17 protein-coding genes are annotated in these 17,160 nt (G+C 68.1%); 8 read left to right on the top strand and 9 right to left on the bottom strand.

Annotation, left to right across the window (positions count from 1 at the left end; genetic code table 11):
- Positions 1–59: 59 nt before the first annotated feature.
- The 7 genes from ruvA to ACFSGX_RS00185 form a co-directional block, all read right to left on the bottom strand.
- Positions 60–662: a Holliday junction branch migration protein RuvA gene (gene ruvA, locus ACFSGX_RS00155; RefSeq protein WP_380926543.1), complete on the bottom strand. Its 603-nt coding sequence runs from the start codon at positions 660–662 to the stop codon at positions 60–62.
- Positions 659–1,162 carry a crossover junction endodeoxyribonuclease RuvC gene (gene ruvC, locus ACFSGX_RS00160; protein WP_157176562.1) on the bottom strand — a complete coding sequence of 168 codons (504 nt, stop codon included), beginning with the start codon at positions 1,160–1,162 and terminating at the stop codon, positions 659–661. The genes ruvA and ruvC overlap by 4 nt, the downstream gene beginning before the upstream one ends.
- Positions 1,163–1,187: 25 nt before the next feature.
- Positions 1,188–1,541, bottom strand: a complete 354-nt coding sequence (locus ACFSGX_RS00165) for an endonuclease domain-containing protein (RefSeq protein ID WP_380926545.1) — start codon at positions 1,539–1,541, stop codon at positions 1,188–1,190.
- 109 nt (positions 1,542–1,650) lie between these two features.
- The gene (locus ACFSGX_RS00170) at positions 1,651–2,397 is read right to left on the bottom strand and encodes a YebC/PmpR family DNA-binding transcriptional regulator (RefSeq protein ID WP_380926547.1); all 747 of its coding nucleotides are present in this window, start codon (positions 2,395–2,397) and stop codon (positions 1,651–1,653) included.
- Between the two features lie 39 nt (positions 2,398–2,436).
- Positions 2,437–3,177: a hypothetical protein gene (locus tag ACFSGX_RS00175; RefSeq protein ID WP_380926549.1), complete on the bottom strand. Its 741-nt coding sequence runs from the start codon at positions 3,175–3,177 to the stop codon at positions 2,437–2,439.
- A gap of 57 nt (positions 3,178–3,234) precedes the next feature.
- Positions 3,235–3,477 carry a DUF2312 domain-containing protein gene (locus ACFSGX_RS00180; protein ID WP_157176566.1) on the bottom strand — a complete coding sequence of 81 codons (243 nt, stop codon included), beginning with the start codon at positions 3,475–3,477 and terminating at the stop codon, positions 3,235–3,237.
- A gap of 217 nt (positions 3,478–3,694) precedes the next feature.
- The gene (locus tag ACFSGX_RS00185; RefSeq protein WP_380926552.1) at positions 3,695–3,997 is read right to left on the bottom strand and encodes a DUF1244 domain-containing protein; all 303 of its coding nucleotides are present in this window, start codon (positions 3,995–3,997) and stop codon (positions 3,695–3,697) included.
- Positions 3,998–4,085: 88 nt separating this feature from the next.
- Between ACFSGX_RS00185 and pyk the strand changes: the two genes are divergently transcribed.
- Positions 4,086–5,576: a pyruvate kinase gene (pyk, locus tag ACFSGX_RS00190; protein WP_380928172.1), complete on the top strand. Its 1,491-nt coding sequence runs from the start codon at positions 4,086–4,088 to the stop codon at positions 5,574–5,576.
- Positions 5,577–5,969: 393 nt separating this feature from the next.
- Here pyk and ykgO read toward each other — a convergent pair whose 3' ends face one another.
- Positions 5,970–6,095: a type B 50S ribosomal protein L36 gene (ykgO, locus tag ACFSGX_RS00195; RefSeq protein WP_004210176.1), complete on the bottom strand. Its 126-nt coding sequence runs from the start codon at positions 6,093–6,095 to the stop codon at positions 5,970–5,972.
- Positions 6,096–6,260: 165 nt separating this feature from the next.
- Between ykgO and ACFSGX_RS00200 the strand changes: the two genes are divergently transcribed.
- The 5 genes from ACFSGX_RS00200 (at position 6,261) to ACFSGX_RS00220 (ending at position 10,451) form a co-directional block, all read left to right on the top strand.
- Positions 6,261–6,899 (top strand): DUF4136 domain-containing protein, encoded by a 639-nt coding sequence (locus ACFSGX_RS00200; RefSeq protein ID WP_380926554.1) that lies wholly within the window; start codon positions 6,261–6,263, stop codon positions 6,897–6,899.
- Positions 6,900–6,913: 14 nt separating this feature from the next.
- The gene (locus ACFSGX_RS00205) at positions 6,914–8,050 is read left to right on the top strand and encodes a M14 family metallopeptidase (protein ID WP_380926556.1); all 1,137 of its coding nucleotides are present in this window, start codon (positions 6,914–6,916) and stop codon (positions 8,048–8,050) included.
- A gap of 20 nt (positions 8,051–8,070) precedes the next feature.
- Positions 8,071–8,766 carry a 2,3-diphosphoglycerate-dependent phosphoglycerate mutase gene (gpmA, locus tag ACFSGX_RS00210; protein ID WP_380926558.1) on the top strand — a complete coding sequence of 232 codons (696 nt, stop codon included), beginning with the start codon at positions 8,071–8,073 and terminating at the stop codon, positions 8,764–8,766.
- Between the two features lie 99 nt (positions 8,767–8,865).
- Entirely contained in the window at positions 8,866–9,387 is a 522-nt protein-coding gene (gene purE, locus ACFSGX_RS00215; RefSeq protein WP_380926560.1) for a 5-(carboxyamino)imidazole ribonucleotide mutase, read from the top strand.
- Positions 9,384–10,451: a 5-(carboxyamino)imidazole ribonucleotide synthase gene (locus tag ACFSGX_RS00220; RefSeq protein ID WP_380926562.1), complete on the top strand. Its 1,068-nt coding sequence runs from the start codon at positions 9,384–9,386 to the stop codon at positions 10,449–10,451. The genes purE and ACFSGX_RS00220 overlap by 4 nt, the downstream gene beginning before the upstream one ends.
- Positions 10,452–10,725: 274 nt before the next feature.
- Here the strand turns inward: ACFSGX_RS00220 and ACFSGX_RS00225 are convergent, their stop codons facing one another.
- Positions 10,726–13,563 (bottom strand): M16 family metallopeptidase, encoded by a 2,838-nt coding sequence (locus ACFSGX_RS00225; RefSeq protein WP_380926564.1) that lies wholly within the window; start codon positions 13,561–13,563, stop codon positions 10,726–10,728.
- Positions 13,564–13,659: 96 nt separating this feature from the next.
- Here ACFSGX_RS00225 and ACFSGX_RS00230 point away from each other — a divergent pair, with 96 nt between their 5' ends.
- Positions 13,660–14,223: a DUF1003 domain-containing protein gene (locus ACFSGX_RS00230; protein WP_380926566.1), complete on the top strand. Its 564-nt coding sequence runs from the start codon at positions 13,660–13,662 to the stop codon at positions 14,221–14,223.
- Between the two features lie 172 nt (positions 14,224–14,395).
- Positions 14,396–16,966 (top strand): TonB-dependent receptor, encoded by a 2,571-nt coding sequence (locus ACFSGX_RS00235; protein WP_380926568.1) that lies wholly within the window; start codon positions 14,396–14,398, stop codon positions 16,964–16,966.
- Positions 16,967–17,160: the final 194 nt, after the last annotated feature.

Raw genomic sequence — 17,160 nt, forward strand, 5'->3', positions numbered from 1 at the left:
GTGCCGAAGTCATCACGCCGAACCAGCCCCCCGCAGGCCCATCCCTGCTCAGCCCAACCTCAGACCGGCCGCGCCGCCTTCTTCAGCGCCAGTCGGACCAGCGCATCCAGCGTCGCGCCCGGCCCCAGTTCCTCTTCCGCCGCGGTCACCGCCGCGGACGCCTCGACCGGCCGGAACCCCAGGTTCGCCAGCGCCGACAACGCATCGCCCGCCGCCGATCCCTTCACCTGCGGCGCGGTCATGCCCGGCCCCAGCACGATCCCGCCGGTCTTGTCCTTCAGCTCGGTGATGATCCGGATCGCCAGCTTCGGCCCAACGCCATTGGCGCGCGCCACCATCGCCTTGTCGCCCGCCGCGACCGCGCGGACCAGCTCCACCGGCTCCAGCACCGACAGGATCGCCAGCGCCACGCGCCCGCCCACGCCCTGCACCGACGTCAGCAGCCGGAACCAGTCGCGCTCCGCCCCGCTGGCAAAGCCGTAGAGCGTCATCGCATCCTCGCGGACCTGCAATTCGGTGAACACCATCACCTGGCCCCCAACCGGCCCCAACGCCGCCAGCGCGCGCGTCGACATCCAGACGAGATACCCGACGCCGCCCACGTCGATCACCGCATGGTCCGCCGCGCTCTCGGCCAGCACGCCCGTCAGCCGCGCGATCATGACGGGATGACCCTACGGGCCAACGCCCGCGCGCTCGCCAGATGATGCGCATGGGTGATCGCCACCGCCAGCGCATCGGCCGCATCCGGCCCCGCCAGCTTCGCACCGGGCAGCAAATGCGCCATCATCGCCTGGATCTGCTTCTTGTCCGCACCGCCCGTCCCTACCACCGCCTTCTTGACGATGCTCGGATGATATTCGCCGATCGCCACGCCCGCGGTGGCCGCGGCCAGCAACACCACCCCGCGCGCCTGCCCCAGCTTCAACGTCGACTGCGCGTTGCTATTGCCAAGCACTTCCTCAACGGCCGCCCCACCCGGCTGATACGTCCGGATCACCGCCCCCAACGCCTCGAACAACAACGTCAACCGCCGCGGCAACTGCATCCCCGGCTCCGTCTTGATCTGCCCGTTTGCGACATGAGACAGCCGATTCCCCTCCGCGGAAATCACGCCCCAGCCCGTGGTCCCGAGACCGGGATCGAGCCCGAGCAAGATCATGAGGCGCGGGACCAGCGCAAACCCATCACTCCCCCTCCCTTTCAAGGGAGGGGGCCGGGGGGTGGGTGAAACGTGCCCGGCAGGCCCCGGCCGCCAACACAATCGCCTCCAACACCCCGTTCAAATTCCGCCCCACATCCGCGTTGGAAAACCGCAAAACCGTAAATCCCCGTTCACCAAGCCAGGTATCGCGTGCAGAATCGACCGCCGCGTCATGCGTATCGCCGTCGACCTCGACGACCAACCCGATCGCCGGACAGAAGAAGTCCACGATCACCGACCCGATCACCGTCTGCCGCCGGAATTTGAGCCCGGCCAGCCGCGAGCCGCGCAACTGCAACCACAGCGCCTCCTCGAACGGCGTCGGTTCCTTCCGCATGTCACGGGCAAAGCCACCGAGCCTCGGATTGATCCTGAGCGCCGTGACCGCCTCCCACGTAGCACCCACCCCCAGCCCCTCCCTTGAAAGGGAGGGGGCTTGAAGAAGATCACCCCCCCAAACGCTCCATCACATCCTCGGGAACGTCATAATTCCCCCACACCGTCTGCACGTCGTCATCGTCGTCCAGCACGTCGATCAGCTTCATCAGCGTCGCGGCGTCCGCCTCGTCGACCGTCACCATCGTCTGCGGGCGCCAGGCGAGTTTCGCGCCTTCCGCCTCGCCCAGCACGGCCTCCAGCGCGCGCGCCACCTCGTGCAGGTCGGCCACTGCGGTCCAGATCTCGTGGCCCTCGTCCGAGGACTGCACATCCTCCGCGCCCGCTTCCAGCGCCGCCTCGAACACGGCGTCCGTACTGCCCGCCTTGGCGGGATAGGAGATCAGCCCCATCCGGTCGAACCCGTGCGACACCGATCCGCTCGCGCCCATGTTGCCGCCGTTCTTTGCCATCCCGGTCCGCACGTTGGTCACGGTGCGGTTGCGGTTGTCGGTCAGCGTCTCGATGATCAGCGACACGCCACCCGGGCCGAACCCTTCGTAACGGATCTCCTCGTAATTCTCCGAATCCGTGCTCGACGCCTTGTTGATCGCGCGCTGGATATTGTCGTTGGGCATCGACTGCGCGCGTGCCGCCAGCACGGCGGAGCGCAGCCGCGCGTTCATGTCCGGATCGGGCAGGCCGCTTTTCGCCGCCACCGTGATCTCGCGGCTCAGCTTGGAAAAGAGCGACGAACGCTTCTTATCCTGCGCGCCCTTGCGGTGCATGATGTTCTTGAACTTGGAATGGCCGGCCATGTGCGGCTGCTCGCCTCATATTATCTGGAAACGCGCTGTCTAGCGTGCCCGTCCGGCCTCGTGCAACCGCCACGCGGCCACGCCCAGCGCCACGGTCAGCACGAGCTGCGCCAGCGACGCCGCCGAATCGATGAACACGATCCCAATCAACGCGGTCCCGGCCAGCGCCGACCCCGGCGCATCGAGCAGCATCGTCAGCATCAGGTGCACCGCGAAACACGGTGCCACCACCGCCAGATACGCGCCGGCAAAGGTCACCAGCCGCCCGCGCAACACCTGCCACCCGCCACCCGGCCCCAGCGTCCGGTCGCCGATCGCCAGCGCCGCGATCCACGGCGCAAGCGGCAGCAGTACGACGTTGGCGAACGTCGTCGCCGCAAACGACCACAGCCACACGTCGGCCAGCCGCGCACCCGCCGGCAGCAACGCCTTCGCCGCCGCCAGCGGCAGCAGCGTGAACAGGATCGTGCCGGCCAGCACCGCGCCGAACCGCAACAGCGGCCCGCCCGCCAGGCTCGTCGGATGGATGCCCGCCGCGGCGCGGTACAGCACGAAATTGAGCAGCAGCAGCGCGATCAACTGCGCAGTCGCGGCGATCGCGGCGGTGATATCGGGTGCATCGCCCGGCGCCGCCGCGGTGCCCAGCCGGAACAGCGTGACGCCGATCACCACCAGCGCGGCAACCAGCCACAACCCGGCGGGCAACCCGCGCAGCACGTCGATCGCCGCCTGCACCCAGGCGCCCGTCGTGCGCCGTCCCCGCCGCTTCGCCGTCGTCATGCCGCCCCTCCACCGGCCCGGCGCCGTATCGCCCGGTGCCGTCCGTCTGCGCCTGTTCTAGTGCAGGCCGAGCGCGTTGCGATAGGTTTCGACGAGCGCGTCCATTTCGTCGCGCGCATCCTTCTCCATCTTGCGCAGCCGCACGATGGTCTTCATCGTCGCCGGCACGAACCCGGTCGCCTTGGCCTCCAGATAGACATCCTTGATGTCGTCGGCCATGCCCTTCTTCTCTTCTTCCAGCCGCTCGATGCGCTCGATGAACAGCCGCAGCTGGTCGGCGGCGACATTGTCGTCACCCATGGTCAGTCTCCCCGATCCCAAAGAACGCCGCTCCTACGGGCATGCGCCCCCTCCGATCAAGTGCGTGACTCGGAGAGGCTTCACAACCGAAAGCCCCTCTCCTTCAGGGGAGGGGTTTGGGGTGGGGCTGAGCTCTTCAAGCCGGTGAGGCTGTGGGCATGGTGCTGTTGCCCCCACCCCAACCCCTCCCCTGAAGGAGAGGGGCTTCAGAAGACCCCTACGGATTAAGCTTCAAACTCTCTTCCATCCGCGCGATCTGCTCCGGCGTCGCGGGCTGCTGATGCGCCGCCTTCCATTCCGAATAGGGCATCCCGTACACCGCGGCGCGCCCGGCCTCACGGTCGATCGTGCCGTCGGACGCCTCCGCCACCCAGTCGCCCAGGCAGTTCCGGCAGAACCCGGCCAGCCCCATGATATCGACATTCTGTGCGTCGTCGCGGTGGCGCAGATGGGCCACCAGCCGGCGGAAGGCGGCGGCCGCCACCGCGTCGGGAATCGTATCGACCTTAATCTCGCTCATGCTGCACTCCATCGTTTGCCCGGGGCCCGCAAACCGCCTAGTCGGTCGCTGTCCTTATCTGAAAGAGGAAACCGTCTTGGTCGATCCGATGTCCGCCGCCGACGCCAGTGCCAGCGGTGCTGCCCCGTCGCTCCGTCCGCGGGCACGCAAGGTCCGCGTCCTAGCAACGCTCGGCCCCGCCAGCGCCGATCTGGCGATGATCCGTAAGCTCTACCTGGCCGGTGCCGACGCGTTCCGCATCAATATGAGTCACGGTGCGCATGCCGACAAGGCCACCGTCGTCGCCGCGATCCGCTCGCTCGAACAGGAATATGGTCGCCCGACCACCATCCTGTTCGATCTGCAGGGTCCGAAACTGCGCGTCGGCGCTTTCGACGGCGGCATCGTCGTGCTCAAGGTCGGCGACCCGTTCGTGCTCGACCGAGATCCCACCCCCGGCGACACCACCCGCGTGTCGCTCCCGCACCGCGAGATCTTCGAAGCGATCGCGGTCGGCGCGCGGCTGCTGCTCGACGACGGCAAGCTCGTGCTGCGCGTCACCGCCTGCGCGCCCGACCGGATCGACACGGTGGTCGAGGTCGGCGGCGCGCTGTCCAATTCCAAGGGGCTGAACGTCCCCGACGTCGTGTTGCCAATGGCCGCGCTGACCGAGAAAGACCGCCGCGACCTGGCCTTCGCGCTGGAGCAGAAGGCCGACTGGATCGCGCTCTCCTTCGTCCAGCGGCCCGAGGACGTCGCCGAGGCGCGCAGCCTGATCGGCGGCCGCGCCTCGCTGCTCGCCAAGATCGAGAAGCCCGCCGCGGTCGACCGGCTCGAGGAGATCCTCGAACTCGCCGACGCGGTCATGGTCGCGCGCGGCGATCTCGGCGTCGAAATGCCGCCCGAGGAGGTCCCGCGCCTCCAGAAGCATATCGTCGAAACCGCCCGCCGGCTCGGCCGCCCCGTCGTGGTCGCGACGCAGATGCTCGAATCGATGATCCGCGCACCCACGCCCACCCGGGCGGAGGTGTCCGACGTCGCGACCGCGATTTACGACGGTGCCGATGCGGTCATGCTGTCCGCCGAAAGCGCCGCCGGCGACTGGCCGGAAGAATCGGTCGCGATGATGGAGCGCATCGCCATCTCGGTGGAGGCCGACCCCGGCTACAACGCGCGCATCCACTTCACCCAGACGCCGGCCGATCCCACCACCGCCGACGCGCTCGCCGCCGCGGCGAACGAGATCGCCACGACGATCGGCGCGAAGGCGATTCTCTGTTTCACCTCGTCGGGCTCCACGGCGCGCCGCGTCGCACGCGAACGCCCCGCGGTGCCGCTGCTCGTCCTCACCCCCGTCCCCGAAACCGCGCGCCGACTCGGGCTCCTCTGGGGCGCGCACGCCGTGCTCACCCGCGACGTCGACAGTTTCGAAGCGATGATCGCCAAGTCCAAGCGCATGGCGCTCCGCCACGGCGTCGCCTCCGCCGGCGACCGCATCATAGTGATGGCCGGCGTCCCCTTCGGCACCCCCGGCGCCACCAACGTCCTCCACGTCGTCCGCCTGACCGGCGACGAACTGGCGAACTACAAGCGAGTGTAATGTTCTAAGCCCCCTCCCTTTCAAGAGTTTCACCGGCCAGCAGGTCGGGAGTGCCACTGGCACTCCCTAAAACATGCCGGGGGCATGTTTTACCTGCTGGACGGTGAAACTGGGTTGGCGGTGAGTGCAACAGCACCACGAATCCAACGTCGTAAGAAACGACCGACGTCGAGCCAAGCAAGCCCCTCTCCTTCAGGGGAGGGGTTGGGGTGGGGCTGAGCGCTTCAAGCCGGTGAGGTAGCAGGGGAGGAGCTGTTGCCCCCACCCCAACCCCTCCCCTAAAGGAGAGGGGCTCAGAAGAAACCAACCCCCAAACGCAAAAATCCCGGAAACACCCATCGGTGTCCCCGGACCCAGCGAACCACATCTCCCGCCATCAGGCGGGAGGAAAGATCAGCCCTGGCGTGCCTTGAAGCGGCGGTTCGTCTTGTTGATGACGTAGGTCCGGCCACGGCGACGGATCACGCGATTGTCGCGATGACGGCCCTTGAGGGACTTGAGCGAATTGCGGATCTTCATGGCCGTACGCGCCTTGTCTGTCTTGATCGGTTGTCGAAAGAAGCCGGCCTCCTATGCGGCCCCCCGACATGAGTCAAGGCAAAGGCGCCACGTCGTGCTTGACGCCACCGCACCACATGCCACTGAGAAACACAGCAGGGCATGATGAAGCGTGAGGACCGTCCGATGAGCCGAACCCCGACAAGACACATGATCGCCCGCACGCTTGCGGTCGCCACGCTGGCCGCCCTCGCCGGCTGCGCCACGCCCGGCCCCGAAACGCGCGTCACGCGCTTCCACCTGAACCAGCCGATCGCCCCCGGCCAGATCGCGGTCGAACCGCGCGATCCGCGCCAGGTCGGCGGGCTGGAATTCCAGTCCTATGCCGCCGCGGTCGGGGCCGAACTCGCGCGGCTCGGCTTCCGCGTCGCGCCCGGCGTCGCCACGTCCGAACTCGTCGCGGTCGTCGATTTCAACCGCACCACACGCGAAGCCGGCATTGCGCAGTCCCCGGTCTCGATCGGCCTCGGCGGCGGCGGCTTCACCGGTGGCGGCGGGCGACGCGGCGGCGGGGGCGGCATCGGGCTTGGCGGCGGGGTCAGCTTCCCGGTCGGCAAGGCACGCTCGCGCTACGTCACGATGACCGAAATGAAGGTCATGCTCAAACGCCGGTCGGACGGAACCGCCATCTGGGAAGGCACCGCACAGCAATCCGCCCGGTCGGATGCGAAGAACGCCGACGCCGTCACCGCCGCGCGCATGCTCGCCGCGGCGCTGTTCCAGGGCTTCCCCGGCGAATCGGGCCGCACGATCACGATAAAGTAACGGACCTGCCCCACATGACTGCCAGCATCAGCGCCGCCTTCGACAGCGGCAACATCCGGGTCACGGACCAGCGCGGCGACGTCTTCGATCTCGAAATCGTCGCCGATCGCGACTCGGATTTCTACCAGTGGTTCCATTTCCGCCTGTCCGGTGCCGCCGGGCGGGCGGTGACGCTGCGGATCGTCAACCTCGCGGGCTCCGCCTATCCCGGCGGCTGGCCGGGCTATGCGGCACGCGTGTCGGAGGACCGGGCCGACTGGCGAATGGCGCCGACGACCTACACCGATGGCATCCTCGAAATCACCTACACCCCGACCGCGGACAGCGCGTGGCTCGCCTATTTCGCGCCCTATTCGATGGAACGCCACCACGACCTCGTCGCGCGCACCGCGGCGAAACCGGGCGTCGTCGCCAGCGTGCTCGGCCATTCGCTCGATGGGCAGACGATCGATTGCCTCACCATCGGCGACGGCCCGCTTCCCGTCTGGCTCTACGCGCGCCAGCATCCGGGCGAGAGCATGACCGAGTGGTGGATGGAGGGTGCGCTCGACTTCCTCACCGACCCCGGGGCGTCCATCGCGCGCGCGCTACGCCAGCGCTGCACCTTCCACATCGTGCCCAACATGAACCCCGATGGTTCGGCCCGCGGCCACCTGCGAACCAATGCGGCGGGCGTGAACCTCAACCGCGAATGGCATGATCCGACGCCGGAGCGCAGCCCGGAGGTCCTGGCCGTCCGCAACGCGATGGACCGGACCGGCGTCGCGTTCGCGATGGACGTCCACGGGGACGAGGCGATCCCGCACGTCTTCATCGCCGGGTTCGACGGCATCCCGTCATGGACGCAGTCCCAAGGCGATCTCTACACGCGCTACCTTGCCACGCTGGAACGCCGCACGCCCGATTTCCAGACGCGCCACGGCTACCCGGTCACCGCGCCCGGCCGGGCGAACCTGTCAATGTCGACCAACCAGCTCGCCGAACGCTATGGCTGCGTCTCCACCACGCTGGAAATGCCGTTCAAGGACAATGACGACCTGCCCGATCCGCAATACGGCTGGTCGCCCGCGCGTTCGATGCGGCTGGCCGAGGATTGCCTCGCCGCCCTATGGGAAATGATCGACGCCATCCCCGCGCCCCGCGCGCGCTGACATCTTCGGAGCCTGCCCGCATGCCGACCCTCGTCCTGATCCGCCACGGCCAGTCCGCCTGGAACCTGGAAAACCGTTTCACCGGTTGGTGGGACGTCAACCTGACCGACCAGGGCGTGCGCGAAGCGCGTGAGGCGGGCGTCGCGATGGCCGCCGCGGGGCTCGATTTCGACATCGGCTTCACCAGCGTTCAGACCCGCGCGATCAAGACGCTGAACATCGCGCTCGAGGCGATGGGCCGGCTCTGGCTGCCGATCGAGAAAGACTGGCAGCTGAACGAGCGTCACTATGGCGGCCTGACCGGCCTCGACAAGGCGGAGACCGCCGCCCTCCACGGCGACGAACAGGTCCATATCTGGCGCCGCTCGTTCGACGTGCCGCCACCCCCGTCGGAGGCCGGCGGCAAGTACGACATGACGCATGACCGCCGCTATGCCGGCATCGCGGTGCCGTCGAGCGAGAGCCTGAAGGACACGATCGAGCGCGTGCTACCCTATTGGGACAGCCGCATCGCCCCCGAACTGCGCGCCGGCAAGCGCGTCGTCATCTCCGCCCACGGCAACTCGCTCCGCGCGCTCGTCAAACACCTGTCCGGCATCTCCGACGCCGACATCGCCAGCCTGGAAATCCCGACCGGCAAGCCGATCGTCTACCAGCTCGACGACGATCTGAACGCGGTCGAACGCTACTACCTCCACGAACGCAACGCGGACTGATCCGCAACGAACGGACCGTACCCCCGCGCAGGGGGGAGTCCAGTTCCACGCTCCGAACTGGATCCCCGCCTCCGCGGGGATACGCAAAGGCCAGATCGCATGACCGACCTCACCTCCTCCATCCCCGGCGCCATTTTCGGCACCACCCCCCGCGTCGGCATCATCATGGGCAGCCGGTCCGATTGGGAAACCATGCGCCACGCCGCCGACACGCTCGCCGCGCTCGGCGTCGCGCATGAAACGAAGGTCGTGTCCGCGCACCGCACGCCGCAACGGCTGTACGACTACGCCACCACCGCGGCGGCGCGCGGGCTGCACGTCGTGATCGCCGGCGCGGGCGGCGCGGCCCACCTGCCGGGCATGGCCGCCGCCATGACGCGCCTTCCCGTGCTCGGCGTCCCCGTCGAATCCAAGGCGCTCAGCGGCATGGACAGCCTGTTGTCGATCGTCCAGATGCCCGCCGGCATCCCCGTCGGCACACTCGCCATCGGTCGTGCGGGCGCGGTCAACGCCGCCCTGCTGGCCGCCGCGATCCTGGCCACCACCGATGCGGAACTCGCCACCCGGCTCGACGCCTGGCGCACGGCGCAGACCGACGCCGTCGCGGAGTCGCCCGAATGATGCTGCCGCCCGCCTCCACCATCGGGATCGTCGGCGGGGGGCAGCTCGGCCGCATGCTCGCCGTCGCCGCCGCCCGGCTCGGCTACCGCGTCCACATCTACGCGCCCGACGCGGACTCACCCGCGGCCGAGGTCGCCGCGGAGTTCACCTGCGCCGGCTATGACGACCTCGACGCGCTCGCCGCCTTCGCCGCCACGGTCGACGTCGCGACCTACGAGTTCGAGAATATCCCGGTCGCCGCACTCGATGCGCTCGCCGCCGTCGTGCCGCTCCACCCCTCCCCCCGTGCCATCGCGGTGGCGCAGGACCGGCTGGCCGAAAAGACGTTCGTCGCCGACCTCGGCGTGCCCGTGGCACCCTGGGCCGCAGTCGACGACCGCGCCGGGCTCGACGCCGCGATCGCCGCAGTCGGCACCCCCGCGATCCTCAAGACACGCCGCTTCGGTTATGACGGCAAGGGCCAGGGCCGCCTCGCCACCCCCGCCGATGCCGACGCCGCCTGGGACCAGATCGGACAAGCCCCCGCGGTGCTCGAAGGCCATGTCGCGTTCGACCGCGAATTCTCCGTGCTGCTCTGCCGCGGACAGGACGGCGCGGTCGTGACGTGGGACGCGCCCGACAACACCCATGTCGACGGCATCCTCGCCACCTCGGTCGTCCCCGCCACCGGCATCGTCGCGCGCCAAGCGGCGGACGCCACCGCCACCGCCGTCCGGATCGCCGACGCGCTCGGCTATGTCGGCACGCTCGCCTGCGAATTCTTCGCCTCGGCCGCCGGCCCGGTGTTCAACGAAATGGCGCCGCGCGTCCACAACAGCGGTCACTGGACGATCGAGGGCGCCCGCACCTCGCAGTTCGAAAACCACATCCGCGCGGTGTGCGGCCTGCCGCTGGGCGGGACCGACACGGTCCACCCACGCGTCGAGATGCACAATTTGATCGGCGACCAGGCGAACGCCTGGGACGAAATCCTGTCCGACCCGACCGCGCATCTGCACCTGTATGGCAAGGCCGAAGCCAGACCCGGCCGCAAGATGGGCCACGTCACAAGACTGCTGGACTAGGCGCACCAGACAAGCCCCCTCCCTTTCAAGGGAGGGGGTTGGGGGTGGGTGCAACAGCTCCCCGAAATCCAACGCCCAGCGGCGAAGAGGTAATACCCACCCCCCAGCCCCCTCCCATGAAAGGGAGGGGGAGCATCAAGCCCATCAGCCCCTCTCCTTCAGGGGAGGGGTTGGGGTGGGGCTGAGCGCTTCAAGACGGTGAGGTCATAGGGGAGGTGCTGTTGCCCCCACCCCAACCCCTCTCCTTCAGGAGAGGGGCTAAGCAACCTGAACCCTACTCAGCAGCAACAGCCCCCGGCACCACCTCGACCGGCAACCCGGTCTCCACCAGCTGCGGCCGCACCTTCGCGGCATCACCCACCACGATCCACACGATCTTCGCCGGATCCAGCGCCGCCCGCGCCGCCGCGTCCAGCTGCGGCGCGGTCAGCGCGCGGTACTGCGCCGCCAGCCGCTGGTAATGGTCGTCGCGCCAGCCATACAGGTCGATCCGCTGCAGCCCGCCCAGCACGTCGCCCGATCCCTCGAACGTCCCCGCCAGTTCGCGCACGCGGCCGTTCACCGTCCGCTCCAGCTCCGCCTTCGTGACGCCGTCCTTGGTCAGAAACGCGGTCATGTCGGCCTTCAGCGCGGTGATCGACGCGCCCGTCCGGTCGGTCTGCACCGGCGCGGACACCAGGTACGGCACCGGCCCGAGCAGCCGGCTGACCGACCCGCTGACGCCGTAGGACCAGCCCTTGGTCTCACGCAGGTCGGTGTTCAGCCGCGACAGGAACGACCCGCCCAGCACGTCGTTCGCCACCTCCAGCCGGGTCAGGTCGTCCGTGCCCTTGTACCCCAGCACCGCGCCGCCCAGGATCAGCGACTGCGGCGACTGCGGCCGATCGATCAGCAGGATGCGCCCGCGCGGCGCCGGCGTCGGCGCGGACAGGTCCTTCGTCACGCGCGGCACCGCCGGCGCGCGCCAGCTGCCGAAACTCTGCTCCAGCATCGCCTGCACGCTTGCCAGCGGGGCGGACGACACGACGAAGATCTTCGCCCCGTCCGGCCGGATCCAGGCGCGGTGGAACGCCGCCATGTCCGCCGGGGTCAGCTTGGCGACCACCGCCGGGTCACCCGTCCCGCTGAACGGCACGGCATAGGGATGGTTCGGCCCGTACAGCACGACCGGCAGCGTGCGCAGCGCCACGCCCTGCGGCTGCGTCAGTTCGGATGCGATCCGCGCCAGCTGCGTATTGCGCAACCGATCGACCTCCGCCGGCGCGAAGGCCGGGTTCCGCACGATATCCTGCATCAGGTCGAGCGACGGCGCCAGATTGGCGGTCAGCGCGTCGAGCGACACCGTCGTCCGGTCCATTGATGCGCGCGCACCGATGTCGGCACCCAGCCGTTCCTGCGCCTCCGCGATCTGGATCGAATTGCGCGTCTTCGTGCCCTCGTCCAGCAGCGCCAGCATCAGCGATTGCGTACCGAGCTTCGCCTTCGGATCGGCCGCATTGCCCGCGTCGAAACTGATCGCCACCTTGGTCACCGGCACGGCGGTCCGTTGCGCGTAGACGATCTGCATGCCGTTCGACAGCGTCGCGCGCTGCACCGCCGGGAATTCCAGCTCCTTGATCGTGCCGACCGTCGGCAACCCGCCGCGCCCCACCGGACCGGCGGCGGCGGTCGTCGCGGCATCGTCGGTCTTCACCGCCACGGGTGCCGCCTCGACATAATTCTCCCGCGCGCCGGGCACGATCGACAGCGCATAGACCGGGCGCGACAGCCACTTCTGCGCCACCGCCTGGGCCTGGCCCGGCGTCACCGCGGCCAGTGCCGCCAACTGCTTGGCATAGAAACCGGGGTCGTTCGCATAAACCGCACCCTCGGCCAGCGCGACGGCCTTGCCACCGAACCCGCCGACCGACTCCAGCCCCTTGATCTGCCGCGCGGCGGTGGTGGTCACATACCGCGACACCTCGTCCGCGGTCGGCCCGGTGCGGACGAAGTCGGCGATGATCGCGTCGAGCCGCTTGGCCGCCACCGCCGGGTCGACGCTCGGCCGCACGTCCATCGACACCGAAAACTGCCCGGCATCCTCGAACCCGCTATACGATGCCGACACCGCAACGGCGAGCTTCTCGCCCCGCACCAGGATGTTGTCGAGCCGCGAACTGGCGAGGCCGCCCAGCACGCCGCCCACCACGTCCAGCGCGGCGGCATCCTTGTCCAGCATCCCCGGCACCGCCCAGGTCCGCAGCACGCGGGTGGTCGCGACGCGGTCGCGCATCACCTCGTCCTTCCGCGCGGGCAGCGTCGGCACGGGTGCTACGACCTTGGGCGGCGTCGGGCCGCGCGCGATGTCGCCGAAATATTTGGTGGTCAGCGCGCGTGCGGTGGCGACGTCGACATCGCCGGCCAGCACGAGCACCGCATTGTTCGGCCCGTAGTTATTACGGAACCAGCCCTTCACATCATCCATGCTCGCCGCGGACAGGTCGGTCATCGAACCGATCGTGCTGTGCCGGTACGGGTGCCCGACCGGGTACAGCGTCTCGCCGATCCGGTAGTCGACCAGGCCATAAGGCTGGTTGTCGCCCGACCGCTTCTCGTTCTGCACCACGCCGATCTGGTTGGTCAGGTTCTTCTGGTTGATCGCCCCCAGCAGGTGCCCCATCCGGTCGCTTTCCAGCCACAGCGCACGCGCCAGCGCCGGCGTCGGCACCGTCTCGAAATAGTTGGTCCGGTCGTAATAGGTCGTGCCGTTATAGTCGGTCGCGCCGACCTGCTCGAGCGGCTCGAAGAAATCGCCCGGCGCATTCTCCGATCCGTTGAACATCAGATGCTCGAACAGATGGGCGTAACCGGTCTTGCCGGCCGGCTCGTTCTTCGACCCGACATGATACCAGACGGACACCGCCACCACCGGCGCCTTGCGGTCGGTATGGACGATCACGCGCAACCCGTTGGGCAGCGTGAACTGTTCGTACGGGATCTTCACCTGACCCACGAGGTCCGCCGGCTTCGCCACCGCGGCGGCGGGCGCCTGCGCCGCGACGGCATGCGGCACCAGCAACAGCGGGGTGAGCAGGGACGAGGACAACAAAGAGGGGGTCAGCCAGCGACGCATGCGAATTCCTTCAGGATCTACCGTTCACTATGTCAGCCCGCCCCGCGGTGGCCAAGGGGGGTGCCGCACGCTAGGCCCGCCGAGCAGGAGATTGCGATGAACCAGCCGTCCGATCCGACCGACATCCCCGAACGGCTGCTCGGCCGTGCGGCCGGCACGCTCGATCCGGAGGAACGCCGCGTCGTCGACAGCATGGCCGCGCGCCGCCCGATCAGCCTGGACATCGGCGAGGAAGCCGAAAACCGCGCCACCTTCTGGGATCGGCTGGCCGACCGGGTCGCCGCGGTCGGCGGCAGCTGGGCGTTCATCTTCACCTTCCTCGGCGTGCTGGTCGGCTGGATGATCCTCAACACCGGCATCCTCGGCCGGCTGGGTGAGGCGTTCGACCCCTATCCCTACATCTTCCTCAACCTGATGCTGTCGATGGTCGCCGCCCTCCAGGCGCCCGTCATCATGATGAGCCAGAACCGCCAGGCGACCAAGGACCGGCTCGCCGCCAGCCACGACTATGAAGTCAACCTGCGCGCCGAACTCGAAATCATGCGGCTCCACGAAAAGATCGATGCGCTTCGGATCGAACATCTCGAAGCCATGACACATATGCAAGGAGAAGTAATTACCGCACTCCGCAACAACTCGACATCGTCGACTGCACAATGACGAGCGACAAAGCTCCCACATATTGATCCGACATCTGATCGGTCGGGGCTTACCGGACGATGTCCTGCGCCTTACCGATATGTAATGCTCAACTGAAACCAAACTGTCACGCCACCGACATAGGGGCGCTCCCGAGCCGAAGGACCATCGTCCCGGCAAAAGGGGTTTTGACATGATCCGCGCCGTTTCCTCCATTTCGCTGGGTGCGCTCGCGCTCGTCCTCGCCATGCCGGCCCAGGCCCAGACCGCCCCGGCGACCGCCGACGCGCAGGTCCAGACCGATGCCGCCGCGACCGCCGCCCCGACCACCGCCGCCCCGGCCGCATCGAATGACGGCCTGCAGGACATCGTCGTCACCGCCACCAAGCGCGAGACGAACCTCCAGAAGACCCCGATCTCGATCTCGGTGCTCAGCGCGCAGGCGCTGGCCGACCGCCATGTGCAGAGCCTGTACGATCTGGCCGACGGCGCGGTCCCCGGCCTGCGCGTCGCCACGTTCGAGGCGCGCCAGTCCGCGCTCACCATCGGCATCCGCGGCATCGTGCCGCTCGACGCGAACCAGCCCGCGCGCGAACAGGGCGTCGGCATCTATGTCGACGGCGTCTATATCGGCCGGCAACACGGCCTGAACGCCGCGCTCTTCGACGTCGAGCGGATCGAGGTGTTGAAGGGTCCGCAGGGCACGCTGTTCGGCCGCAACACCGAAGGCGGCGCGCTGTCGATCGTGACCAAGGCACCCAGCGGAAAGTTCGGCCTGCGCGCGACCGGCGGCATCGGCAATTACGGCGCCTATAATGGCGACATCCACCTCGACCTGCCGGAGGTCGCCGGGCTCAGCTTCAAGCTCGACCTGGTCAAGCAGAGCCAGGACGCGACCACCAAGAACCCGCTCGAGGGGCAGACCGGCTGGAACTACTTCAACCGCCAGGGCCTGCGCGCCGCGGTGCGCTGGAAACCCACCAGCAACATCACCGACGACTTCGCCTTCGACATCGCCAAGGACAAGAACAGTCCGTTCTACAGCCAGCTGCTGAACGCGAACCCGAACAACTGCGTCGCGGGGACGCAGGCGGCCGCCGCGGCCTGCACCTTGCCCGGCACCGCCTACACCGCGCTCACCGGCACGGTGAAGCCGCTCCTGCCGGGCGTCGTCGTAAACGGCGACAGCCGCATGAAGACCGCCGACATCGGCGTGCCGCAGCAGCCGAGCATCGACAAGACGCACGGCTTCACCAACAACCTCCGGTGGCACGTCTCGGACGCACTCGAACTGCGCTCGATCACCGCATGGCGCGGCGTCGATGCGACCCAGTGGGACAATTCGGGCGGCGCGCACCGTGTCCCCGTCGTCACGCTGACCGCGGCCTGCACCGCGGCCGCACCCTGCGCCTTCAGCCGCTACAGCCTCGCGGATCTGAAGCAGAACCAGTTCAGCCAGGAACTGCAGGCGGTCGGCACCGTCGGTCAGGTCGACTATGTCGCCGGCCTCTACTACTTCAACGAGCATGTGCAGGACGACGCCGCGACGCCCAACTCCACCGGCGCGATCGCGACGCTGAACGCCGCCGGCCAGGTCACCGGTGCGACCTACACCACCATCCCGTTCTGCACCGGCCAGACCGTCGCCACCGACACCGCCTTCATCGGATCGGCCGCACAGGGTTGCTCGATCGATCGCGCGTCGGAAGTCCATTCCAAGAGCTACGCCGCCTACGGCCAGGCCACCTGGAACGCGACCGACCTGCTGCACATCACGATCGGCGGGCGCTACACGCATGACGAGAAGCAGGGCGTGCTGCATATCTCGCGCAACGTGAACTACGATACCAACACCGCCGCTGCGACCGCCGCCGGCTACCAGCCGCTCGACAAGACTTGGAACCGGTTCAACCCGACCGCGACCGTCGCCTACGACGTGACCCCCAACGTCCACGCCTACGCCAAATATGCGACCGGCTACCGGTCGGGCGGCGCCAGTTCGCGCACCCAGAACTACCAGCCATTCGGGCCGGAAGACGTGAAGTCCTACGAAATCGGCCTGAAGAACGACCTGTTCGACCACCGCGTGCGCCTGAACCTGGCCGGCTACATCATGGACCGCAAGAACAGCCAGGTCGACATCAGCTCGATCCAGCCGTTCAACGGCTCCAGCTTCAACAACCTCGTCACGATCAATGCGCCGGGCATCACCAAGATCCGCGGGATCGAGGCCGACCTGACGGTCAACCCGGTCGAAGGCCTGACGCTGGGCGCCTCCTACGCCTACACCTACACGCACATCCCGCGCATCCCGATCACCTACACCGCGGGCGGCCAGTCGACGACGGTGCTGCAGCAATTCTACATCGTCTACACGCCGCGCAACGCGGTCAGCGGGACGATCGACTACGCCCTCCCGCTCGGCGACAGCGACACCAAGCTGCGCTTCCACCTCGACGGCAACTATGCACAGGCGACCCAGGCGTTCGACCAGTTCGCGACGAAGGCGGACTCGTCCTTCATCGTCAACGGCCGCGTCGGCCTCGCCGACATCGCGCTCGGGTCGGGCCACACGTTCGGTATCTCGGCCTGGGCGCGCAACCTGTTCGACGAACAATATATCTTCCGCCGCGATCCCTCCAACAGCCTGCCCGGCGCCCCGACCACCAACGTCTCGACCGGCAGCATCAGCAACATCCTGGGCGACTACGGCAACTACAACGCCCCCCGCACCTTCGGCCTCGAAGGCACGATCAAGTTCTGATCGCGCACGGATGACCCCAGAAAGTGCCCCGGCGCAGGCCGGGGCCTAGACGCAACAGCGCCACCAACGAGAAACCGTACCCCCGCGCAGGCGGGGGTCCAGCTCCACCCTCTGACCTGGCACCCCACCCGCAACTCCTTACACACCACACCCTTGTGTGACATAAGCGCAACACCATATCCCCACCAACATCT

It is taken from the genome of Sphingomonas arantia (assembly GCF_042682045.1).
In the GTDB taxonomy this organism is placed as follows: Bacteria; Pseudomonadota; Alphaproteobacteria; order Sphingomonadales; family Sphingomonadaceae; genus Sphingomonas_R; species Sphingomonas_R arantia.

Excerpts from the sequence above, each read along its gene's own strand:
- ACFSGX_RS00205 (WP_380926556.1), top strand. The coding sequence starts at position 6,914 with ATGACTGCCAGCATCAGCGCCGCCTTCGACAGCGGCAACATCCGGGTC.
- ACFSGX_RS00235 (WP_380926568.1), top strand. The coding sequence starts at position 14,396 with ATGATCCGCGCCGTTTCCTCCATTTCGCTGGGTGCGCTCGCGCTCGTC.
- ACFSGX_RS00165 (WP_380926545.1), bottom strand. The coding sequence starts at position 1,541 with ATGCGGAAGGAACCGACGCCGTTCGAGGAGGCGCTGTGGTTGCAGTTG.
- ACFSGX_RS00225 (WP_380926564.1), bottom strand. The coding sequence starts at position 13,563 with ATGCGTCGCTGGCTGACCCCCTCTTTGTTGTCCTCGTCCCTGCTCACC.
- pyk (WP_380928172.1), top strand. The coding sequence starts at position 4,086 with ATGTCCGCCGCCGACGCCAGTGCCAGCGGTGCTGCCCCGTCGCTCCGT.
- ACFSGX_RS00200 (WP_380926554.1), top strand. The coding sequence starts at position 6,261 with ATGAGCCGAACCCCGACAAGACACATGATCGCCCGCACGCTTGCGGTC.
- ACFSGX_RS00220 (WP_380926562.1), top strand. The coding sequence starts at position 9,384 with ATGATGCTGCCGCCCGCCTCCACCATCGGGATCGTCGGCGGGGGGCAG.
- gpmA (WP_380926558.1), top strand. The coding sequence starts at position 8,071 with ATGCCGACCCTCGTCCTGATCCGCCACGGCCAGTCCGCCTGGAACCTG.
- ACFSGX_RS00185 (WP_380926552.1), bottom strand. The coding sequence starts at position 3,997 with ATGAGCGAGATTAAGGTCGATACGATTCCCGACGCGGTGGCGGCCGCC.
- ACFSGX_RS00180 (WP_157176566.1), bottom strand. The coding sequence starts at position 3,477 with ATGGGTGACGACAATGTCGCCGCCGACCAGCTGCGGCTGTTCATCGAG.
- ACFSGX_RS00170 (WP_380926547.1), bottom strand. The coding sequence starts at position 2,397 with ATGGCCGGCCATTCCAAGTTCAAGAACATCATGCACCGCAAGGGCGCG.
- ACFSGX_RS00175 (WP_380926549.1), bottom strand. The coding sequence starts at position 3,177 with ATGACGACGGCGAAGCGGCGGGGACGGCGCACGACGGGCGCCTGGGTG.
- ruvC (WP_157176562.1), bottom strand. The coding sequence starts at position 1,162 with ATGATCTTGCTCGGGCTCGATCCCGGTCTCGGGACCACGGGCTGGGGC.
- ruvA (WP_380926543.1), bottom strand. The coding sequence starts at position 662 with ATGATCGCGCGGCTGACGGGCGTGCTGGCCGAGAGCGCGGCGGACCAT.
- purE (WP_380926560.1), top strand. The coding sequence starts at position 8,866 with ATGACCGACCTCACCTCCTCCATCCCCGGCGCCATTTTCGGCACCACC.
- ykgO (WP_004210176.1), bottom strand. The coding sequence starts at position 6,095 with ATGAAGATCCGCAATTCGCTCAAGTCCCTCAAGGGCCGTCATCGCGAC.
- ACFSGX_RS00230 (WP_380926566.1), top strand. The coding sequence starts at position 13,660 with ATGAACCAGCCGTCCGATCCGACCGACATCCCCGAACGGCTGCTCGGC.